20 protein-coding genes, 1 pseudogene, 1 riboswitch and 1 other annotated feature are annotated in these 22133 nt (G+C 41.5%); of the genes and pseudogenes, 6 read left to right on the top strand and 15 right to left on the bottom strand.

Annotated features, from left to right (window positions below):
- Nucleotides 1–4: 4 nt before the first annotated feature.
- Complete coding sequence (locus AC3IPL_RS02400) at nucleotides 5–478, bottom strand: DinB family protein (protein WP_489241494.1); 474 nt, start codon at nucleotides 476–478, stop codon at nucleotides 5–7.
- A gap of 240 nt (nucleotides 479–718) precedes the next feature.
- Here AC3IPL_RS02400 and rsgA point away from each other — a divergent pair, with 240 nt between their 5' ends.
- Nucleotides 719–1792, top strand: coding sequence for a ribosome small subunit-dependent GTPase A (rsgA, locus tag AC3IPL_RS02395; RefSeq protein WP_489241492.1), 1074 nt, complete (start codon nucleotides 719–721; stop codon nucleotides 1790–1792).
- Nucleotides 1793–1889: 97 nt separating this feature from the next.
- Here the strand turns inward: rsgA and AC3IPL_RS02390 are convergent, their stop codons facing one another.
- Nucleotides 1890–2369: a DUF456 domain-containing protein gene (locus AC3IPL_RS02390; RefSeq protein WP_489241490.1), complete on the bottom strand. Its 480-nt coding sequence runs from the start codon at nucleotides 2367–2369 to the stop codon at nucleotides 1890–1892.
- Nucleotides 2366–3569, bottom strand: a pseudogene (locus AC3IPL_RS02385) (sugar efflux transporter). The gene AC3IPL_RS02390 and the pseudogene AC3IPL_RS02385 overlap by 4 nt, the downstream one beginning before the upstream one ends.
- A gap of 79 nt (nucleotides 3570–3648) precedes the next feature.
- Between AC3IPL_RS02385 and AC3IPL_RS02380 the strand changes: the two are divergent.
- Entirely contained in the window at nucleotides 3649–4299 is a 651-nt protein-coding gene (locus tag AC3IPL_RS02380) for an MOSC domain-containing protein (RefSeq protein WP_489241488.1), read from the top strand.
- On the opposite strand, the gene AC3IPL_RS02375 is transcribed toward AC3IPL_RS02380, so the two are convergent.
- Nucleotides 4294–5163: a LysR family transcriptional regulator gene (locus AC3IPL_RS02375; protein WP_489241486.1), complete on the bottom strand. Its 870-nt coding sequence runs from the start codon at nucleotides 5161–5163 to the stop codon at nucleotides 4294–4296. The two genes, AC3IPL_RS02380 and AC3IPL_RS02375, sit on opposite strands and share 6 nt — an antisense overlap.
- Before the next feature lie 157 nt (nucleotides 5164–5320).
- On the opposite strand from AC3IPL_RS02375, the gene AC3IPL_RS02370 reads away from it, so the two are divergent.
- On the top strand, nucleotides 5321–6190 hold the full coding sequence (locus AC3IPL_RS02370) for an SDR family oxidoreductase (RefSeq protein ID WP_489241485.1): 870 nt from the start codon (nucleotides 5321–5323) through the stop codon (nucleotides 6188–6190).
- Between the two features lie 21 nt (nucleotides 6191–6211).
- On the opposite strand, the gene AC3IPL_RS02365 is transcribed toward AC3IPL_RS02370, so the two are convergent.
- The 3 genes from AC3IPL_RS02365 to AC3IPL_RS02355 all read right to left on the bottom strand — a co-directional run bounded on the left by AC3IPL_RS02365 (nucleotide 6212) and on the right by AC3IPL_RS02355 (nucleotide 9360).
- Entirely contained in the window at nucleotides 6212–6751 is a 540-nt protein-coding gene (locus AC3IPL_RS02365) for a ribonuclease FAU-1 family protein (protein ID WP_489241483.1), read from the bottom strand.
- An 85-nt stretch (nucleotides 6752–6836) separates the two neighbouring features.
- Nucleotides 6837–8696, bottom strand: a complete 1860-nt coding sequence (locus tag AC3IPL_RS02360) for a DHA2 family efflux MFS transporter permease subunit (RefSeq protein WP_489241482.1) — start codon at nucleotides 8694–8696, stop codon at nucleotides 6837–6839.
- A 13-nt stretch (nucleotides 8697–8709) separates the two neighbouring features.
- Nucleotides 8710–9360 carry a biotin/lipoyl-containing protein gene (locus AC3IPL_RS02355; RefSeq protein ID WP_489241480.1) on the bottom strand — a complete coding sequence of 217 codons (651 nt, stop codon included), beginning with the start codon at nucleotides 9358–9360 and terminating at the stop codon, nucleotides 8710–8712.
- A 147-nt stretch (nucleotides 9361–9507) separates the two neighbouring features.
- Here AC3IPL_RS02355 and AC3IPL_RS02350 point away from each other — a divergent pair, with 147 nt between their 5' ends.
- Both AC3IPL_RS02350 and AC3IPL_RS02345 read left to right on the top strand, forming a co-directional pair.
- Nucleotides 9508–10053 (top strand): TetR/AcrR family transcriptional regulator, encoded by a 546-nt coding sequence (locus AC3IPL_RS02350; protein ID WP_489241478.1) that lies wholly within the window; start codon nucleotides 9508–9510, stop codon nucleotides 10051–10053.
- 79 nt (nucleotides 10054–10132) lie between these two features.
- A complete protein-coding gene (locus AC3IPL_RS02345; protein ID WP_489241477.1) occupies nucleotides 10133–11506 on the top strand; it encodes an N-acetylglucosaminidase in 1374 nt (457 codons plus the stop codon).
- Nucleotides 11507–11807: 301 nt separating this feature from the next.
- Here AC3IPL_RS02345 and AC3IPL_RS02340 read toward each other — a convergent pair whose 3' ends face one another.
- From AC3IPL_RS02340 to AC3IPL_RS02320, 5 genes are all read right to left on the bottom strand, one after another.
- Nucleotides 11808–13037, bottom strand: a complete 1230-nt coding sequence (locus tag AC3IPL_RS02340) for an aminopeptidase (RefSeq protein WP_489241475.1) — start codon at nucleotides 13035–13037, stop codon at nucleotides 11808–11810.
- A 113-nt stretch (nucleotides 13038–13150) separates the two neighbouring features.
- Nucleotides 13151–13993, bottom strand: coding sequence for a MetQ/NlpA family ABC transporter substrate-binding protein (locus AC3IPL_RS02335; RefSeq protein WP_489241473.1), 843 nt, complete (start codon nucleotides 13991–13993; stop codon nucleotides 13151–13153).
- A 12-nt stretch (nucleotides 13994–14005) separates the two neighbouring features.
- A complete protein-coding gene (locus AC3IPL_RS02330) occupies nucleotides 14006–14671 on the bottom strand; it encodes a methionine ABC transporter permease (protein ID WP_489241471.1) in 666 nt (221 codons plus the stop codon).
- Nucleotides 14661–15677 (bottom strand): methionine ABC transporter ATP-binding protein, encoded by a 1017-nt coding sequence (locus AC3IPL_RS02325; RefSeq protein WP_489242239.1) that lies wholly within the window; start codon nucleotides 15675–15677, stop codon nucleotides 14661–14663. The genes AC3IPL_RS02330 and AC3IPL_RS02325 overlap by 11 nt, the downstream gene beginning before the upstream one ends.
- Nucleotides 15678–15744: 67 nt before the next feature.
- Nucleotides 15745–15847, bottom strand: a riboswitch (SAM riboswitch).
- Between the two features lie 60 nt (nucleotides 15848–15907).
- Complete coding sequence (locus AC3IPL_RS02320) at nucleotides 15908–17461, bottom strand: phospholipase D family protein (protein WP_489241469.1); 1554 nt, start codon at nucleotides 17459–17461, stop codon at nucleotides 15908–15910.
- Nucleotides 17462–17536: 75 nt separating this feature from the next.
- Nucleotides 17537–17743: a binding site (T-box leader), on the top strand.
- 45 nt (nucleotides 17744–17788) lie between these two features.
- Between AC3IPL_RS02320 and AC3IPL_RS02315 the strand changes: the two genes are divergently transcribed.
- Nucleotides 17789–18883, top strand: coding sequence for a 5-methyltetrahydropteroyltriglutamate--homocysteine S-methyltransferase (locus AC3IPL_RS02315; RefSeq protein ID WP_489241468.1), 1095 nt, complete (start codon nucleotides 17789–17791; stop codon nucleotides 18881–18883).
- Between the two features lie 45 nt (nucleotides 18884–18928).
- On the opposite strand, the gene AC3IPL_RS02310 is transcribed toward AC3IPL_RS02315, so the two are convergent.
- The 3 genes from AC3IPL_RS02310 to AC3IPL_RS02300 are packed head-to-tail and all read right to left on the bottom strand — an operon-like array spanning nucleotide 18929 to nucleotide 22107.
- Nucleotides 18929–20860, bottom strand: a complete 1932-nt coding sequence (locus tag AC3IPL_RS02310; protein WP_489241466.1) for a hypothetical protein — start codon at nucleotides 20858–20860, stop codon at nucleotides 18929–18931.
- The gene (locus AC3IPL_RS02305) at nucleotides 20832–21737 is read right to left on the bottom strand and encodes an ABC transporter ATP-binding protein (RefSeq protein ID WP_489241464.1); all 906 of its coding nucleotides are present in this window, start codon (nucleotides 21735–21737) and stop codon (nucleotides 20832–20834) included. Before AC3IPL_RS02305 ends, AC3IPL_RS02310 begins: the two co-directional genes overlap by 29 nt.
- Nucleotides 21718–22107, bottom strand: a complete 390-nt coding sequence (locus AC3IPL_RS02300) for a GntR family transcriptional regulator (RefSeq protein WP_489241462.1) — start codon at nucleotides 22105–22107, stop codon at nucleotides 21718–21720. The genes AC3IPL_RS02305 and AC3IPL_RS02300 overlap by 20 nt, the downstream gene beginning before the upstream one ends.
- Between the last annotated feature and the right edge of the window lie 26 nt (nucleotides 22108–22133).

Raw genomic sequence — 22133 nt, 5'->3', positions numbered from 1 at the left:
AAGCTTACTCTGAATCTCGTGATGGTCCATAAATCGGTGGAACATGTAGTTCCGCCTGACGCATCAATACAGTCATCTGTCCACGATGATGCACTTGGTGTGTAATGAAACTAAAAAGAAATGCATTTTTAGGTGTAGGATGTCCAAAGAAATCTACATCATCTGCCAAATTGTCATCTGTGATATGGCCTTCGTACGCTTGTAGTGATGATTGAAATTCCTGTTCATAAGCCTGTGCCAGTTCACGGGCAGTTGCAGGTTGTGCAGTGCCATAAGTCAATCCTTTGTAATCAGGTACGACGCGAGAAGCAAATTCACCGACTGTTGCAGTGATGTGCCACGCAATCTCACCGAGTGTTCTATCTTGTTCAGATACTGCCTGACTTAACGATTCATCAGTCAGTTCTTTCAGACAGGCAAGCGTTAATTCACCTTCCTGACGATATGCCGTAGCAAAATCTTGTGCTGTTCGGAACATGTCATGACCTCCTCAATTATTTCCCTTGTAAGTTTAATGCATCTATCATCACTGCGCAACTGATTGACATCTTATTGTCAGTCAATTATGATAATAAAAAAGGAGCGTGATGACCATGAGACTATTAACAATGACGATGTTTCTGCAATTACGGTCATCACTGGCTCGTTAATTCTTTTTCAGTGTGCCCGTGGTTGCTGCCACGGGTATTTTTTTATTATCTGAAAAAGGATGACAGACATGAACCGACTTAAACAATTAGGATTTACAGACGACCAATTAGAACAGAAAGAACTCTATGTCCCTGGTAGAATTTCAACACAATCAAAAGGCATCTATAAAGTAATGACCGAACGTGGGAGTATCCTTGCGACATTGCCCGGGAAATTTATGCACACATTGACTGACCCGCTTGATATTCCGGCAGTCGGTGATTTTGTATTGTTGACATTGCAGTCTGGGGAACAGAGAGCATTAATTGAACGAGTCCTACCAAGAAAACAAGCATTTATTAGACAGGCTGCAGGTAATGAAACAAAACCTCAAATAATCTCAACTAATATCGACTATGCATTTTTAGCAATGAGCTGTAACGAAAATTTCAATGTCAATCGTATGCAGCGCTTCTTAATCGCTGCACGCGATTCTGGTGCAGCACCGATTATCTTGTTGACGAAAGCCGATCTTGCAGATGAACTGGAAAAGGAAATTATGGCCGCTGAATTGTCATGTATTACTGAAGAAGTTCCCGTCTATTTCATCAGTATGTTAACGACTGATCACATAGCTGACTTACGTCAATTGCTTACGGACAATAAAACTGCCACAATACTCGGTTCAAGTGGTATCGGCAAATCGACTTTAATCAACCAGTTGATGGGACAAGATGTGATGGCGACAAATGACATTCGTGAAAGTGACAGCAAGGGAAAACACACGACAACACATCGGGAGCTGCTGCTGCTTCCGAGCGGAGGTATTATTATAGATACACCCGGGATGCGTGAATTTCAACTATGGTCATCGGGTGAGCATACAGGATTAAGTGAAGAATTTTCTGACGTCGAGGAATTGATGACACAGTGTCGTTTTAACGATTGCAGTCATACTAACGAACCAGGCTGTGCTGTAAGACAAGCTTTGGAAGACGGCCTGTTAAGTGCTGGCCGCTATGAACAGTACAGAAAGTACGAAAAAGAACTTGCTTATCAGGAACGCCGCAGCAACGAGGCGATGCAGCGTGCGGAGCTGGATAAATGGAAGAAAATCACTAAAATCGGCAGACAGAATCGTGATAAAAAGGGTCGTAGATAATAAGATAGTGGATTTGTCCTGATATGTGTTAATCGGGACAAATCTTTTTTTGATTTGTTCTGATAATAAAAAATCCTGAACCTACTTGGCCCAGGAACTAGAAAACATCTATTAAAAACCATATTGTCATGATGACTAATATTAAGAACTTAGCGAATGTACTCGTTAAAAATCCAAATAGTGAACCGATACTCGCCTTAACTGCACGTTCAGGCTCTTTCACCACAATGAGTTCTATTACAAAGACCGCAATCAACGGTACGATGATGACACCAAACGGCGGCATCACAAAGCTACCGACGAGAACACTTAGCGCTGCAGTGATCCCTCCTGCTTTACTTCCGCCATAACGTTTAACAAAATAACTTCCGGCGATATAATCACTGACTAACGTGATCACAGTCAATATGGTCATCACTACCCAGAAAAACCACGACAACTCACTGTCATCAATCATGAAATGATACAAAAAGAATCCAATCCACATCATCAATATGCCAGGTATCACAGGTACCGCTAAAGCAACAAAGGCTAAAATAAATGCGGCGATTATCAACAGCCATATTAATGTTGTCATATGACGTCCTCCATCTTAACAGGTTTAGTAAATATCAATAGCACGAAGGCAACTGCTATGAATGCTGCAGAAACATAGAATACATTTCCTAGACCGACCATATCACTCATAACGCCTCCAAGCAAATTCCCAATCAATTGACCAGCAATCATTGCGTTCGAAAACAACGTCGATGCATAACCCGGAAAGTCAGGAAGAATGTCCTGAAAATAGCTGATGCCTAATCCAAGCAGAATGGCGAGGAAGAAAGCAAGTGCCGATTGACCGATCAGCATCGCCATGACTGAATCAAACAATCCGATTGAGAAATAATAGCCTCCCCCAAGAAGTGCTCCAATCATCAATAATGTTCTCGTTTGAAAGCGACTTGCCAATAAACCAAGAATAATCATAAAAGGAACTTCTAGTCCTGCGCATAAACTCGCTAAATATCCGACATTGTTTTCGGATTCCTGCAAGTATTCTGTAACAAACAGCGGCATGTTAAGCGTATACATCCATTGACCGACATGCAGCATGACAAATGCAAGAAACGGTATCAGTAAGTACATGTCTTTAAACAAATTAGGTGCTACTGGTTCTATATAGTTCTGCGTTCGTGTCGGGCGTTCCGTTGTCACATCGCGGAATAAGAGTATCATGGATACTAATACGACCAAGTACAATAAAATGGTCCCGCCAAACAGTCCGTCATAGCCAAATTTACTTAACAGCACTGTCCCAACCAATGGCCCGAACAAAAATCCAAGACTGAACATAGAACGTAACACAGTGTTTGCGAATACAGCATTCTTATTGGAAGCAGAAACGTTGATGCTTTCACGGGCAGAAGCATACATCTGCGGCATAGCAGGTGCGGCAAATCCAGTGAAAATAGTATACAAAATAATGAACCATAGAACATTATTTATGAAGAAATAGACACTGAACGCGAAGGCTGCCATGAGCAATGAGAAAATAATCAACGATTTACGGTTAACGCGACCCGTATCAGAGAATCCGCCCGACAAACGTATTCATCAAAAATCCGGCCAGTGCCGCGAGTGCCATCAATAGACCATACTGCCCTTTCGTCATCCCAAGCTCCTGAGTAGCATAGAGTATGAAGAATGGCACTGTGACAGCAAGCCCCATCCCTAGAAGGGCCATATTAATCAGAAATAACTTATAGTTTTTAATACTCAACAGCTGCTTAAACATAGTTTCACAAACTTTCTACTTAATGATATTGTTTAATTATATAGTAATTCAGTCAAATGAAAAGAGCGGGGGAATTATCATGAATTATGACATCGTCAAAATTTGTACGGGTAAAGTCAAAACTGAAGTATTCGGGACACATCCTCCGAAAAGGACAGCAGTATCAAAAACACCTATTACTCAGCCGACATACTTATCTTTCCTCGGTCTTGAAGGTGATGAGCATGCATACCATGGCCATGGAGGCATCAATAAAGCTATCTGCCTCTATGATCAACTGGATTATGAATTATGGCGTCCATATATTGATGACATGCCTGACTATGCAGCATTCGGTGAAAATATTACAACAGTCGGTCTGACAAAAGATTACGTTGCCATCGGTGATACATTCAAGTTCGGCGGCGCCATCATTCAAGTCACTGAAGGCCGCGGTCCATGTCACACTATCGCCAAAAAGTATGGCGTGCCGAATCTCGTCAAATTGATGAGTGCGGCTCACGCAACGGGATGTTATTTCAGAGTGCTCGAAGAAGGAATCGTTGAACAAGACAGCTCACTCGAACTACTCGAACTGCACCCTGTCCAGTTGACACTCGAAGAATATAATGCACTGCAGTACACTGACAAAAAAAACGTTGCTCTACTGGAAAAAGCACTCAGTGTCGACGCATTGCCTGAAGAACATCAAGTGAAATTCCGGAGACAACTTCATAAGCTCTCGCTATAGCGATTCATCACTGACAGCTTTTCTTTTCATCAAATCAATGAATGCTTTGACCTGCGGCAGAGCGAGCACATCATTTTCATAGCTGATATACGTTTCCCGCAGCAGCTGATGCTGATTGACTTCAAGCAGTTCGACAGCAAAGCGGTCGTGATCGATATCACCGATGACGATTTCAGGGAGGACAGTCACACCGACTCCTGACAATAACAGCTCTTTACACGTTGCAATTTGATCTGTTTTGATCTGCGGAGCATAAGTCTGATTGAACTGTTCCGTATACCATAGCTCGATTTCCTTCAAGTAGACAGGATCAGCTTGAAATTCAATCATCGGCAGCGTATGCAGCTGGTTCTTTTTAGACTTGGGATATATGAAATAATGCTTATCCGTCAGCAATACATCGTTGTTTAAGTTCATAATTTTCATTCCTCGAATGACTGCCACATGGAAATCATGACGATTTGCCATAATCCTGCCGCTTGACCCGACCTGCAGCCGAATCTTCACTTCAGGATACAGCTCAATATATTCACCGAGAACACGCGGCAAGATCGTATGGCCGATCAATGATGATACACCGATAGACAGCTTCCCGTTGACAACGCCTTCAGACGACTGAATCATTTCTTTAAGATTAGTTTCTTCCTTCAGCATTTTGCGTGCGTGCTGCAAAATGATTTCGCCATTAGTCGTGACGATGAGTTTTTTCTTAGTACGAATAAAAATAGCCGTCCCCCACTCCTGTTCAATCGATTTTAGACGCTGACTGACTGCAGGTTGTGAGATATAAAGCGTATCCGCTGCTTTTCTTAACGTTTCTTCATCTGCCAGAGCTACTAGCAGACGATAATCATCGATCTTCATTCATAACCTCATTTCTGATAACCCGCTTCGCTGAGTTAATCGATGCAATCTCATCCATTATAGCAGACAAATGTCTCATCATTTCAGTTATATTTGTTTTACATATTCATATTGAGGTATAGAAGATTATCAAATCTTTTAAGGAGAGGTGTCATCAATGGATAAATTTGAAAAACTCGATAAAGAAATTAAAGGTTACACACAGGATAAGCAGCCCGGCAGCGAACGTGAGATGAATCCAAAACCGATTGCTGAAGATGACGATTATCAGGCGGGCGGTAAGCTGAAAGGCAAGATTGCTTTAATTACAGGCGGCGACTCTGGTATCGGCCGTGCAGTAGCGATTCTTTACGCTAAAGAAGGCGCAGATGTTGCTATCGGCTACTATGACGAGACAGATGACGCTGAAGATACTGTAAAACGTCTTGAAGAGCTCGGCGCTAAAGCGAAAGCTTATGCATTTGATTTAAAAGACGTCGAGCAGTGCAAAAAATTAGTGTCGGATGTCGTGTCTGACTTCGGTGGTCTGAACATTCTTGTCAATAACGGCGGGGTTCAGTTCCCGCAGGAAGACTTTCTGGCGATTACGCCTGAACAGATTCAGACGACGTTCTCGACGAATATATTCGGTATGATGTATGTCTCGCAGGCTGCCATCCCTCATCTGTCTGAAGGGGATACTATTATCAACACGAGCAGCGTGACAGCTTACCGCGGCTCTGAGTCACTCATTGATTACTCAGCGACAAAAGGTGCAATCACTGCTTTCACCCGCTCTTTAGCACAGAACTTGGCACCTAAAAAAATCCGCGTCAACAGCGTCGCGCCAGGTCCTATATATACACCGCTAATTCCTGCTACATTCCCAGCCGAAAAAGTAGAAAAACACGGTCAGGAAACAGCACTTGAACGTCGCGGTCAACCTAGCGAAAATGCTCCTGCCTATGTCTTCCTTGCCTCTCAAGATTCCACTTACATTACCGGACAGGCCATTCATATTAACGGCGGCGATTATATTTCAAGCTGATAACAAATAACACGATCAGAATCATGATTCTGATCGTGTTATTTGATTTCTGCAGTAATCAATCATCGACGTGAATGTTTCAAAATCGTCTTGAACGCTCTTCATCAGCTGCTGTGCTGTTTCATAAGCAAAATCATACTGTTCTTTTGTGATAGTGCCCTTTTTGAGAGCAAACTTCAAATCTGCTTCATCTACTAGTTCATAGGCGCCGTTTGGCAGTACCAGTACATCCAGAAACAAATCATGTGCACGAGCTTCACCCAGTTCAATGAAATTATGTTCATTGATGTCGATATAATATTGAACTGGGCGGCCGTGATTATCATACATCGCAGTGATGCTGTAAAACTTATCTTTTGGCAGTATTTGCAACCACTGATAACCTGCATCTGCTACAGTAATAGAGTGACCTACCACTTCGACTTGTAAGGGAGATTTGACTTTTCGCATTGTCACCAGACCGATGATTCCATCAAATGTCTCATCTTCCAGTCGTATTTCCTTGTAGTCTCGCTTCTGCAGTCTACGCCAATGCCTTTTATCGATATATTTAATCTTCAAGTCGTCCAACTCCTTACAAATCATTATATAAAAATAAACAAGTTGAAGAAATAGTTAATTTCAACTTGTTTATTACAATCGTTATTTACGCTTCATCTGAACGATAATGATCTTTGCCTTTCAGGAAGAATGACAGTATGAAAGCAAGCAGACTGAAGGCAGTAGCCAGCCAGAAAGCATCTGTAATACCATTGACTGTCGCGAGCTGCTGCAATTTACCCATCATTGCCTGCATCCCTAAAGTAGATCCTGTTGCCTGACTCATCTGGCTTAATTGATCTGCAGTTGATGGCAATGTTTTGTCCATTGCATTGGTCATATCGCCAATGTGAGCAGTGGCCTGCTGTGTCATCACCGTGACAAGGATAGCAGTACCAATTGAACCAGCGAGCTGACGTACAGTATTACTAATAGCATTACCATGAGGAATCATTCGTCCTGGTAGTGCATTCATCCCTGCTGTCATAATCGGCATCATAATAAACGACATACCGAATGAACGAAGGACGTAAATCCCTAAAATAGTGCTGTATGATGTATCTAAATTAATACGAGTCAATTCCCATGTTGCATAAGTCATAATCGCTAGACCGAAAACAGCCAGTGGTTTAATACCAAATCTGTCAAATAATCGTCCGGCGATAGGTCCCATAACACCCATCAATAATGATCCGGGCAGTAACAATAGCCCAGAGTCAAGAGGGCTGAATCCACGAATAGATTGTAAGTATACCGGCAGCAGAATCATACCACCGAACAAACTCATCGTTACGACGATGTTAATTAATAATGTGAATGAGAAACCTGAATATTTGAGTGCCGTCAAATCCATCATTGGTGCTTTCATCGATAATTCTCTAATGACAAATGCAGCTACGAAGATGAGACCGATGACAATTGTCGTAATAACAACGGGTGAATCCCATCCTTTATTACCTGCTTCACTGAAACCGTATAATACACTACCAAAACCGAGTGTACTGAAAATAACACCGAGAACATCCAGTTTTGCATTGAAAGTAGGCTGCACAATCTTGAACCAGAATAAACCGATAACTAATGATAATACACCGATAGCAAACATACCATAGAACATCACATTCCAATGATAGTTTTGGATGATCCAGCCTGTTAATGTGGGTCCGATCGCTGGGGCAAGGATAAATGCAATACCCAATGTCCCCATCGCTGCCCCGCGCTTTTCAGGCGGAAATATAGTCATAAATACGTTAGTCCCCAGCGGCATCAGAATACCTGCGCCGACAGCCTGGATAACACGGCCAGTCATCATCATCGGGAAGTTAGTGGAAATGGCACAGATTAATGATCCGATTGTAAAGAAAATCATCGCTGTCAAAAACAGCTGACGGTACGTAAATCTCTGAATCATATAGGCACTGATCGGTACAAGAATCCCGTTCACTAACATGAATCCTGTCGTCAACCACTGCGCTGTTGCTGTTGAAACATTGAAATCACTGATCATGACGGGTAACGCCACATTGATCAATGTCTGATTCAAAATAGCGACGAACATACCGATCATCAGCGCCGTCACAATCTTACCGATAGTAATGCCTTTACCTAATGTATGAGAAGGTTGAGTCGCTTGTTGATGAATAGGTTCTTCTTTTTGAACGTCTTCTTCATAAGGTTGTTCAACAATGAGATCATCATCTTCATTGTGTTCGCCTTCAACATATTTATCCCGACGTGACTCACTATTATAAATCACTTCATTATCTTTGTCCTGTAGTCTTGGTGCTGGTTCTGGTTCTGGACGAACAGGTCGCTCAGGACGGTGTTCATACACCTCATGTGTATGAGTCGCCTCTACTTCGGGTTGGACCGCATTCTGTTTTCTTCTACGATTAAGCAGAAAACGATTCAATAGGAAGAAGATGACCAGTGACAGAAGGACATAGCCTATAATCATGAAGGTCATACAAATCCCCCCCTTAGTTTTTATGAATGCGTACAGTTACATTCATCCCTGGAATAACATCTAATGATTTTTCTTTTGATAACAAGATTTTCACTGGAACTACTTGCGTTACTTTAGTAAAGTTGGCATTTCCGTTAGATGCTGGTAGTACTGAGAAACTTGAAGCTGTCGCTAAACCGATTTTTTCGACTTCTCCGTCTAATGTTGTATCTTTGAAACCATCAACGTATATATCAACGTTCTGCCCTTCTTTAATTCCGTCAAGATCTGTTTCTTTAATGTTAGCTGTCACATATAATTCTTTCATGTTATAGGCATAAGCAATCGGTGTCCCTGCTCCGACAAAACCATTTTCAGTGGCTTGTGTTTTTACGATTGTACCTTCCTGAGGCATTTCGATATCTGTTTTAGATGGTTTACCATCTGCGCCCATACTAGTTACTGAACCGACTGTATCACCTTTAGAAACTTTGTCCCCTACTTCTTTGTCGAAAGATGTCAATTTACCTGCAACTGGACTTGCAATCGTTAGTTGTGTTCCGTCGATTTTTGCATTGTCTGTTTTTACATAGTTAGTTGCTTCATCGTAGAAATGAAAAGCAGTAATTCCAGCAATCGCTAGAATAATTAATGTAAGAATGTTGATTAAAACTAGTTTTTTCATTGTAATTCCTCCATTTGATATTTTTTCACATAACCATTATTATAATCGCCTCAAACTTTCTTTCAACCAACAATATTTGTCTAAATGTCGGTTTTACTTTAAAATAGTTCTATCAATGAAAAATAAATAGTGAGATATGTGATAACCATGAAGGAAAAACACCATTTAATAGAAACTGAATTTTTAAATTTACTGGAAATCCATCGTTTCAGAACCATCACCATTAAAATGATCTGCGAGGCAGCAGATATCAACCGTTCAACTTTTTACGCCTACTATCTGGACAAATACGATCTGTTGGACCGCATGATTGATAATCACTTAAATGCGATCAGTCAACTCGTTGAAGAGACGTCTCACAATATGTTATCTGCCGAAGACAAAAAACCACTGATCAAAAAGTACTTCATTGATTTGTTTACCTATATATATGATCACCAGCAGTTCTTCCGAGTATTGATGACTATCCACCCTGCACAGGACTTCACTCAGAAATTAATCAAAACACTGCGAATGAACTACACGAAATCCATCAATGATAATGCTTCTTTGAAGGATCCCAAATACTTCGTCAACTATACACTGGGCGGCCAGTTCGGTATTATTTTCTTCTGGCTTCAAAATCATTGTGCAGAGCCGCCTGAATTGATCGCTGATATTGTTTATCGCAATATGATTCGACTGAATAGATAATTATTAAAATCTTGTAAAAGCAGCCCGATATCATGTTATTTCATGTATACTGTTTTTAACTAGCTGACGGAGGTAATATATGAAGTATTTAAGGAGAACATTAGGCTTAACCGCAGTATCGATGTTACTGCTGTCGCAACATGTGTCTGCAGCTGAGAATCTACGCGTAGGTAACATTAAAAATACCAACGCCGTCATTGTGACCAATAAAACAATGCTGGCAAAAAAAGTGGCTGGAGATTATGCAAACTATACATTGTATATCAACGACAAAGTCACAATCGAAGATGAAACGTATTATAGAGTACAGACGTCAGAAAATATTAACAATGCGATCGGCTACGTCAAAGCAGCGGATCTAACAATACAGCCGGTCAAAGCTGTAAGTCCAAAGGAACAGACCATTACATTCGGCACAAGCACTAAAATTTATAACGTTCCTGCTGGTACTGAACGACAAGTGATAGACCGGGCAGGTAAAAATGAAACAATGACAGTCGCTGAAGCCCTCAAAGTAGGTCAAGATACCTACTTATACGGAACATTCACAGCAGGAGCAACCGGCTGGGTCAAAGCAGATAAGAATGTTACAGTGAAACAACCAAAGGTGAAACCTGAAGCGAAGCCTCAACCTAAGACAGAACCGCAACAAGTTCAAGAAAAAGTCCAAGTGAAACAAACTGAAGTAAAATCTGAAGAGCCAGCTGTCGAACCTGCAGCTCCTATCCTTCCAGGAGCTGCAGTGACTCATACAACTGTGCCTGTCACTTTAAAAGACGCACTTAATCATCAGATGAAGCTCAATCCCAGCCCTCAAATATCCAACGGGGTCAAATGGAAAGACGCTGATATCAAGCTGGTGAAAGACTATGTCGACACTGAACGCTTGATCAGTGATGCCGTTAATAAATATCAATTCCTTGTGCTTAATGAACCTCAAGGGCTGACGGCTGAACAGTTGAATGTCCTGTTAAAAGGGAAAGGGATTCTTGAAGGCCGAGGTCAGGCATTCAAGACAGCTAGTGAAACCTATCGTATCAATGAAATCTATTTGATTTCACATGCATTCCTTGAGACGGCTGAAGGTAGGAGCAAGCTGGCCAATGGCCTGAAAGTCAAAGGTGAACCGAATGACAAACGTTTCTATAACATGTTCGGTGTCGGTGCTTATGATCACAACGCACTGAAATACGGTGCTCAATATGCAGCCAATGTCGGCTGGGATACCCCTGAAAAAGCCATTATCGGCGGTGCTGAATTTATTTCCAACGGCTTCTTATCAGAGTCACAGAATACACTTTATACGATGCGCTGGAATCCGTCATCACCTGGTGACTCACAATATGCGACAGATGTCATGTGGGCTTCTTCCAATGCCCGCTATATTTCAGGGTTCTATCAGCAGCTCGGTATTGAAGGCGGCAAATATCACTTCGTCCATTACACGAAATAATGACCCGCATAATAAACAGGCGGCATGATCAATAAACAGTTGTTCATACGATATATCTCACAGATCATGGCATTGACTTCTTTTCTTTAAGATCCATTAATAGCTGTCACAGACGTGATGGCTAATGATGGATCTTAAATTATTTTTCAACCTCTCCATGCATCTTTTAGTATGATCATGCCTCATTAATAAGATCTCAACAATCATGAATGGTCATTCATTTGCATATCAAGTTTCAGTTTTGTTGTCATGCAGGCTGCAATTCATTAAAAAACTTCCTCTTCAATGAAGAGGAAGTTCCCTATTCAACCCAGCGGCCTTGTCTGAATATCGGTTCGCTTGTACCATCTTTGTAGATACCGTCGATATCCAGCTGGTCACTCCCAATCATAAAATCAACATGCGTCAAGCTGTCATTGATGCCCATCTCGACTTGAGCTTGTATCGATTGGTCTTCTGCACCGTCGATGACTTCAGCAAATCCGCTGCCGAGTGCTATATGGCATGATGCATTTTCATCGAATAATGTATTATAAAATAACAATCCGCTTTCGTAGATCGGGGAATTAACTGGCACTAATGCAATTTCACCTAAGCGTCTCGCGCCTTCATCTATTTCAAGTAAGTTTTTCAATGTTTCATAACCTACTGCAGCCTCATAATCAACAACTGAACCATTTTCAAAAGTCAGCTTGAAATCATCCACGATCTTACCAGACAGACTGAGCGGCAGTGTATTTGAGACGTAGCCGTCCACACGTTCCCAGTCAGGTGTCGTATAGACTTCTTCTGTCGGCATATTGACAATAATCTCTGTTCCCTGTTTATTGACTTTGCCTGCTTTCAGCCAGTTACCATTGTTATGAAGCCCCACTGTCAGATTGGTTCCCGGAGCGCTGTAATGTAACCGATCGAATCCTTTTTGTGTCAGCCACTCTGCCCGTTTGTTCAAATGATCAATATGTGATTTCCATGCATCCACCGGGTCATTCTGATCGACACGCACTGCTTTGTAGATGGCTTGAAGAAGCGCGTCTGTCGCTGCTTCACCTGATAAGTCGGGGAACACCATTTCCGCCCATTCAACAGACGGATAGGCTGCAATGCACCATGTCTGCTTAAAGTTACCGAGACTATCTGACAGACTTTCGTTGGCTTTCATCATCACTTTACTGCGGGCCGTAATGTTTTGTGCGGGCTGATCTTTCAGTGCTTCCGGTGACACACTAGTAATGCTTAGCAGCGTTACCTTTTCATCTTCATAATACTGAATTTCCTGCTTGATATAATCCGGTACTTCCTGCAATGTTTCTATCGTCTGATAATCGTATGTATGTTTGATGACTTCTATATCTGAATAGTTGACGATGACTTTTTTCGCTCCTTGCTCATAAGCGATTTTGACAACCGGTCGCACTAATGATGATGCATTGATATCTGCATCGATGACTACAATTTCATTGTGCTGGACGTTCAATCCTATTTTGACGATGACACTTGCATATTTCTCTAATAATTGCTGGTTGTTCAAGTAAATCGCTCCTATCTAAATTTTCTGATAACTATATAATACTGGAATACCCCTTGATTTCCAACAATAATCAACAAAAAAGACCACCTCTTCTATAAAAGGTGGTCGAGAATTTATTTCAAGCTGTCTTCAATTTCATCAATCTCTTGCTGTGATAATTTTTTGACGATTTCACCGTCGTTTGAATCTTGTTCAACTGCTTTTACCGCTTCATCTGAATGATAATATTCGATGATTTTTTTGTAATCTTTATTATCTTTGTCGCTTGTTTTAGCAGCGATGACGTTGATATAAGGTTTAGCACCTTCTGATTCAGGGTCTTCGCGGTAAATCGGATCATCTTTAGGATTCATTCCTGCTTTACCTGCTACACCATTATTGATAATAGCTACAGCCACATCCGGTAATACACGTGGTGTCTGCTGTGCATCAATCGCTTTGATTTTCAGGTCTAGTTTGTTTTCAGTGATTTTGGAAGGATCTCCGAACAAGCCAAAATCATCAGCTAATTTGAGGACTCCTGCTGTTTCCAATAATTTCAATGAACGTGCTTGATTCGTGACGTCGTTTGGAATGGCAATAGTATCGCCTTTTTTCAATTCTTTAATATCTTTGATTTTGTCAGAATATGCACCAAGTGGAGCAAATACTGTTGTACCGACTACAGATAAATCCATGTTGTGGTCTTTTTTGAACTGATCGAGAAATGCGAAGTGCTGGAAGGCGTTCAAGTCGATATCTCCTTCGTTCAACGCATTGTTCGGTGCTGTGTAATCTTGAAATTCAACAAGTTCAATTTTCATGCCGTCAGCTTCAGCTTTCTTTTTGACGACATCCCATACTTTGCCGTCTACACCTGTGACGCCAATTTTGATCGTTTTCTCTTTTTCATCTTTGTTACCACACGCTGCCAGTAATAGTACTGTAGTCAACACTAATAATAATAATTTTTTCATATGATTCTCTCCTTATAATCTGCTTGTATATATATTTGCAATCTTATTGCCGATAAACTGTGTGATCTGTACGAGGATGATCAGTATCAATACAGTGACAAACATCACTGCCACGTCAAATCGCTGATAACCATACGTAAAAGCAAGATAACCGATACCTCCTGCTCCAACAAGGCCTGCCACTGCGGAAAATTCAATGAGCGAGACCGTGGTGAAAGTCAGACCGAGAATTAAAGATCCTGCTGCTTCTGGAACTAATACTTTGAATAAGATATCGAATTTAGATGAGCCCATTGCTTCAGCCGCTTCAATGACGCCTTTATCCACTGAGATGATGTTATTTTCTACGACGCGGGCAATGGATAATGAAGCGGCGAGAGTCATCGGGAAAATGGCTGCCCATATACCGATTGTAGTCCCCACAAGAAACCTTGTAATTGGAATCAATGCCACCAGGAAGATGATGAAAGGGATCGGTCGAACCGTATTGATAAAGAAGTTCAAAATGATATTGACTACTTTGTTCTCAAGCACATGTCCTCTTCCCGTGGCATAGAGAATGATGCCAAGCGGTAGACCGATAAGCACGGCAAGTACTAAAGTAATGCCTACCATTATCAGAGTATTGATTGTTTCCTGAATAATGACCGGATAGAATTCTGTTAAATCAGTTTTCAAAGCCGTTAACCTCCTTAATCTGAATATCATGACGTGTCAGCTCATTCAGTGCATCATGAATATTCACCTCATTGCCGACTGCTTCAATCAGTAGATTACCGAACAGCTTATCTGTCAACTCTGTAATCCCGCCGTACAAAATATTGAAATCAACATCGAACTCTCTACCGATTCGACTGAGCACCGGCTGCAGAATCTGCTGGTGATTGAAGATGAAGCGATATAGCTGACGTGACTTGACATCTACTTCAGCCGGAATATCATCATTCAACACAGAATGAACAAAACGTTTTGTCGTCGGATGGACAGGATTGGTAAACAGTTCGAATACTTTGTTCTGCTCAACAATCTTACCTTTTTCCATGACGGCGACTTCATCACAAATACTTTTTACGACTTCCATTTCGTGAGTAATCAGGACAATGGTAATATTCAGTTCTTCATTGATGCGCTTCAACAGCCTCAAGATTTCATCTGTAGTTTCAGGATCAAGCGCTGACGTCGCTTCATCACAGAGAAGAATATCAGGGTTCGTTGCAAGTGCTCGTGCGATACCGATACGCTGCTTCTGACCACCCGACAGCTGACTTGGATAGTCATATTTCTTATCCAGCAGTCCGACGAACTGTAATAATTCATCGACTCGCTTATCAATATCAGCTTTTGAGTACTTCTTCGTCAGCTTGAGTGGATATTTGATGTTATCCTCCACTGTCTTCGCACGAAACAAGTTGAACTGCTGAAAGATCATCCCGATGTTTTGACGGCGTTTACGTAGTAATGCCTGTTTGAGACTTGTTATATCTTCACCTTCGATGATGACGCGTCCTGCAGTTGGCTTTTCTAATTTGTTGATCAATCTGACGAGCGTCGACTTACCTGCACCGGAATAACCGACGATGCCAAATATCTGCCCTTTTTCAATAGTCAGTGACACGTCAGACAATGCTTCAACGATGCCTTTTTTCGTTTGAAACTGTTTGGTCACATGCTCGATTTCAATGATTGCCATAACTTCCTCCTCTGAATAAAAAAACGACTTTCCGGCAGATGCCGGAAAGTCGTTTTACGTCCCTTTATCTGCCAAGCCTCGCTTGATGGATTTAGCACAGTGCTCAAATGAGTCCGCTGCTGAGATGTCATCGGGCCATATCCCTCAATCTCTCTTGATAATTTTTTATTAAGTTAATTGCATTATTGCAAACATCCATAGAGCCTGTCAATCACTTTTTTTGATTAGAAGCTTGATAACCCTGTGAATTCCTGTATTCGATAGAGCACTGTCTTCAGGAACGACGCATCTTTTTTCACTTCATAGTGGTCGGTGATATGCCCGTAATCATTGGTCCATTTGGCGTCGAAGTCCAAATCCAGCTGCTTAAATACCGGCAGATCTGATCGACCCGTAATAATAACATCTGTCTCCATGTTGTAATCACCGATATTACGGCGTGTCAAGTTGGCACTGCCGACAAATAAAGACGACTCCTTATTGCGGTCATCAGTCAGCAGAATGTATTTCGCATGGAACTGTTCGCCGTGTGACACTGCCCATTTTACTTGAATGCGATCATTACTTCCTGCCACGAGTTCATGGGCAGCAGGCTTATTCGGAATACCCGGCTTCTCTTTACCAAATGCTTCTTTGTTAACGTCAAGTATGACCTTCACATGGACACCGCGCTCTGCTGCGCGAATCAGCGCCTTAATGACATCGCGGTCAGCGAGATAGAACATCCCCATTTTAAGTTCATCATTATCATTGGCAAGGTTGATATATTCAATTAATGATTCTTTGATTTTGCCTTCAGTGACAAGTGTCGTTTCGTAGTCCATCGTATTGTCATAAGCGCGCGTATTAATCGCAAAATCACTGCGGTCAAGCTTACCACCGCTCATATTGATGGCTGCAACTTCACTGTGTATTAAGTCTTCCTGCAGCTGTCCGCTCAACTGAACAGCGATGTTTTGATGATGACCACTTGAATCATGCGGGTTGCTGCTGGCAATGATAGCCGATTTTTCAGAGACGATGGTCTTACGGTGATTCGCTTTGAAATTCAGCATTCGTGCATAGCCTCTCACGGTGACATCAGGTTCTTTTTTTGAGAATATATTGGGCAGCGTCCCATTGTCACTATTGCCTAACCAGTGGAAAGTCGACCGCCATAACCCTGAATAGAGTGGATTTGAGTCACGTAATTTCGTCAAGTCCGTTTCGTATACGAATATGCCATTGTCACGAAGTTTCTTGTAATGGTCGGGTGTATAGCTCCCGTAGAATGAATTGATTGGATCAGTCAGCACATAGATCGGCATGTCCGGTCGCTGCTCTTTCTTCGCAATCAAGTGCCGAGTCAGCTCAGCAGATAATTTCGGGAAGTGTTGCGTGCCGTCATAAGCCGCATTGAACAAAAACATATCCATGATAATAAAATCTTCTGCGTCATCGATGAGCTGATACACTTCACTGAATATATGGTGGTCGTAGGTCATAGTGCCGTCCTGCTCATAACTATTATCGAGCAGCAGTTTGACATCATTAGTTCTGCTTGGTTCATAGCGTTTCGAAATTCCAGCAGGCAATGGTTTGAAGATGTTCCATACAGTGACCAGTAGTAAAACAAAAAACAATAATCCGGCAATCCACTTAAACCGTATCTTATGTTGTTTTTTCGGTTTAGTTTTTTTCTTCTGCACTGTTTTTGCAGCAGGTTTCTTCCTGCTGACTGTCTGCTTTTTTACTGTTGATTGTTTTGCTGCGGTTCTTTTCTTGTCAGCCACTGTCATCCCTCCTTTTTTTAATTATAACAAATTGATTTGACAACTTGTCATGTTGATGATAGATTTATATGCAATCCGATAGCAATCACCATAAAAAGAAAAGTAGTAAATCATTCATTTCCAGCGAGCTTGTGTCTGGTGAAAACAAGCATTGAATCTTTATGAAGATGGTCTTTTTGTGATTACAATGTGAGTCTGTGATGAGCATTGTACGTATACTTACGTTACAAGTTTGAGGTGACAACACGTCACGAATTAAGGTGGTACCACGAAACTTTCGTCCTTTTACGAGGAGGGAAGTTTTTTTATTTTATACAGAAAAGAGGAATATATATGTCAACTATACCGTTCAAAGCAGATCATGTCGGCAGCCTGCTCCGCCCGAAAGAACTATTGCAGGCAAGAGAAGATTTCAAGAAACAGCTTATTTCACAAACTGAATTGACTCAACTTGAGAATAGATTGATTTTAGATATTGTGACTAAACAAGTGGATGTCGGCCTACAAAGTATCACAGACGGCGAATTCCGTCGTGCCTGGTGGCATTTCGATTTTCTTGAAGGATTGAATGGTGTAACAGGTTATGTTCCTGATGAAGGCCTGCAGTTCAGTGGCGTTCAGACAAAGGCCTATGACGTCAAGGTCACAGCTCCAGTCACTGCAAATTTAAACCATCCGCACTTTGAACATGCTGACTTCTTACGCAATGCAGTAGGCAGCCAAGGAACCGCAAAAGTGACCATTCCAAGTCCAAATCAATTGTTTCATCCCAATATTTTAAACGATGAGCTCTATCCTGATATCCACGACTATCAGCGCGATGTATCCAGAGCCTATCACGACAGCTTGACAGCACTTTATGACATCGGCATCCGCTACGTCCAGCTGGACGATGTCTATTGGGCCGGTCTTGCAGCTACCGAGCACCGTATTAAACGAAGACTCCGCTCAGAAGAAGACAAGCAGCAAGCCATTCAAATCGCAGCTGCAACTGTCAATGAGGCTATCGCGGGACTGCCGGATGACTTACATATCACGACTCATATTTGCCGTGGTAACTTCCGCTCCAGCTGGGCGATGAAAGGCGGCTACGGCCCTATCGCAGAAGCACTGTTCACAGAAAATCTGGACGGATTCTTCCTGGAATATGATGATGAACGTTCCGGTGACTTTGAACCGCTCAGACACTTTAAACGCGATGATGCTAAAATTGTACTCGGCCTGTTCACTTCAAAACACGGTGACTTAGAAAACAAAGAGACAATCATTGAACGTGTCGAAGAAGCGAGTCATTATATCCCAAAAGAACAACTGTCACTCAGTCCGCAGTGCGGCTTCAGTTCTACAGAAGAAGGCAACATCCTGACTGAAGAAGAACAATGGCGTAAACTCAAATATGTCGTTGAAATTGCCGAGGAAATACTCTAATTAGAAAATAAGTCCTGACGCTGCCTATAGGTGCGTCGGGACTTATTAATTAGTGAGATCGGTATCCATATAAATCAATGAATAGCTATCTTGATTGATGAACACATAGGCGTATTTGCCGTCTATTACTGCATGTTTATTATCCAGCGCCTGTCTCATAGTTTTATCTTGAATTTCCACACCTTTTCCTTTAGTGATTGTATCAGCATCTATAGATGAATAACTATATTTATCTTCAGGATCTGTCAGCTGATAAAACTGCCCCTCTGCAAAGATGTCACTCTGCCGGTTAATCGTTCCTTTGTTGATTAAATAGTCTATCGTTGCATGATAATACGGAGATAACGCTGCTCTTTTGTCATTTCCATATTGCGTCTTCGAATGAAGCAGGATTTCAGATGAAGAGGCAGAAAGTTTAGTCAATGGATCTACTAATAATGCTTTATTTATATCTTGTCTGAAGGCAGTATAAAACGCACTGTTTGATTTGAACTGCGCTGTGGAGTAAGCATTATTCATCAAATTCGTCGGAGTATTGATCTCCCCTTTGTATGAAGCAATGTCTTTCCAGTTATATCCTGCCGCAATGACATCACCATACTTTTCAGTTCTGAGAAGTTTCAGCATGTTGTGCTCTTGCTGTTCAGAAATCGTTTCATAAGCTCTATTCACTTCTCGGCCATCTGTCATCTTGTAGCTTAATGCAGCCATCGCTGAATAATCATCACGTCGCGTATCTTTATCTGTCTGCAGCTGTACATGCAGATTTCTAACTTCGTCAATATATGACTTATCAGTAACCGCCGACGGAAACCACAGTTCGTCAGAGTATTCATCATAGTAATAAGGCATTACAGATACTGAAGCGACTTCATCAGACGCCGGTACGTACTGACGCTCCCAGTTGCCATAAGCAAAAATGCCAACGATCACTACAGCTATCACCGTCAACGTGATGAACATATTTTTCAGGTTAAGATGCACTCTCACAGTCTTCTGATTGAACATCAGGAAGATGATATAAATGATGATGAATGCCAGCAAGTAAATGACAACCACCATAATGATGTTGCGAAACACTGCAGAAAACATCCATCCTATAATCATCATACCGATAAGTGTCAGCAGACTGCCGACAATCCATTCGATCCAGACATTTTGAAAAGCATTTTTGACATTTTCATTTTTTCGATAACGGTAGATTATATATGTGCAGAGGAGTAACAGTAATCCAAAAAACATGACGATACTTAAGTAACCCCATTCTATTTTGTCGTGAGTCACCTGCTCGATGATACCTTCAGGAAGTGTCCATGCAAAACTTTTATCGTCTATATTCTGACTGTTATATGGACGAGAATATGACAGTCCGTTAAACAGATTGACATAGGTGCCCTGGATTAACCCGCTGAGTAACCATGGCAGTATGATGATAAGCAGCGTCATACCAAGATGAGAATAATAGTTATTGACCCACTGACCGATGAAAAGCGTCAGAAAAAAGATAGTGGTCGCAATAATAATAGTCACCATCATCCATTGTCCGATTTTTGCCAATGTAATTTGTGAATAATAAAATGATAGCAGCCATGTTAATGCACCGTTGATCATTAAGTTGATAATCAAGTGAGTCATAAACACGACGACAATATGGGCAAGCAGTGTGCCTCGTCTAAATTTCAGACTATGAAAGAAATCTGAGGCCTCTTCACTCTTCAGGAAATACGTCATCATCAATCCGGAGATCACTGCGTATAACATCGTTCCAACATAGAACCAGTTGGCAAAAAACGTATCTGCCCCGAGATGCACTGACTGATACTGTTCTATCATATCTATATTCGTCACAGTCATCATGATATAAGAGAATGGAATCAGTAGAAACGTACAGATGATATTGATCAGTGACATCATCATGATATGATTTGAAAAGTGCTGGAGCAGTCCTTTATTCAACGATAATGTTTTCAATGGCATAACCATGGCCTCCCATCTCATAAGTAAATATTTCTTCTAGTGTCAAAGGCAGCATGTCGTACATCAACGGATGATACTTCGTAATCTGTTGTTCGATATGCTGATTTCTTCCTTTGACAATGCATGTGACAACGCGTCCACGAATCTGCCGGTCAACGACGTCTAGTTCTTTATAAAATGACTCCGGAGGTAATTTTTCAAAGGCAGCTTGAATTTTAAAGTGTTCTTTTTTAAGATCATCCAGCTGTTTGTTCAGCAGCATCTCTCCTTCATGCATGATAGCGATACTGTCACAGAAATCTTCCATTTCACGTAGATTATGACTCGATACAAGGAGCGACATATTACGATCAGTCACATCTTGTATCAATAAGTTTTTAATGATATGCTTCACGACTGGATCCAGTCCATCGAAAGGTTCATCCATGAGCATCACTTCAGGATTACTGGATAATGCCAGTACAAATAATGCCTGTCGCTTCATCCCTTTAGACATTCGGTTGAATCGCTGCTTTGGATTTAGTTTTAACATTTTGATGAGCTGAGCAAAGCGCTCAATACTGAACTGACTATACGACTGACGGTAAAATGCACCCATTTCGTATAGATTGGACGCTGTGAAAAAGTAAGGATGGTCAGGCATAAAGATGACGCGATCTTTAATGAGGCTGTTCTCATAAACAGGCTGTCCATCATAAGTGATAGTCCCTGAATCCTCGGTATAAATACCTGCAAGTAATTTGAGCAGCGTTGTCTTTCCTGCACCATTTGAGCCGAGTAAACCTTGAATAGTGCCCGCTTCAAGAGAAATATCGACATGGCTGACGGCGACTTCTTGTTCAAAACGCTTGGTCACGTTAGCTGCGCTGAGAATCATTCTGCTTACCTCCTGATATTTGATTAATGGTGCTGATAATCTCTTCTTTTGACATGCCTAAAAACATCAATTCTTCTACTAACTTCTCAAGTTCAGTTTTCAGCATAGTGACCCGCTCCTTGTTGATAGTATCTTCAATTTGCTGCACAAAACTTCCTTTACCAGGAATTGAATAGGTGAATCCTTCCCGTTCAAGCTCACGATATGCCTTTTGGATGGTATTCGGATTTATCGTCAATTCCTGTGCCAGTTGTCTGACGGACGGCAGCTGTTCATCTTGTTTAAGTACACCTTTCATGATCTGCAGCTTAAATGCCTCGATCAGCTGTTCATAGATTGGCATACGACTTCGGTAATCAATAGAAATCATCCACTGATCTCCCTTCTGTATTAACT

The organism is Macrococcus sp. GL_134, from assembly GCF_057834705.1.
The sequence above is the reverse complement of the archived record's forward strand: the minus strand, read 5'-3'. Positions and strand labels throughout refer to the sequence as shown.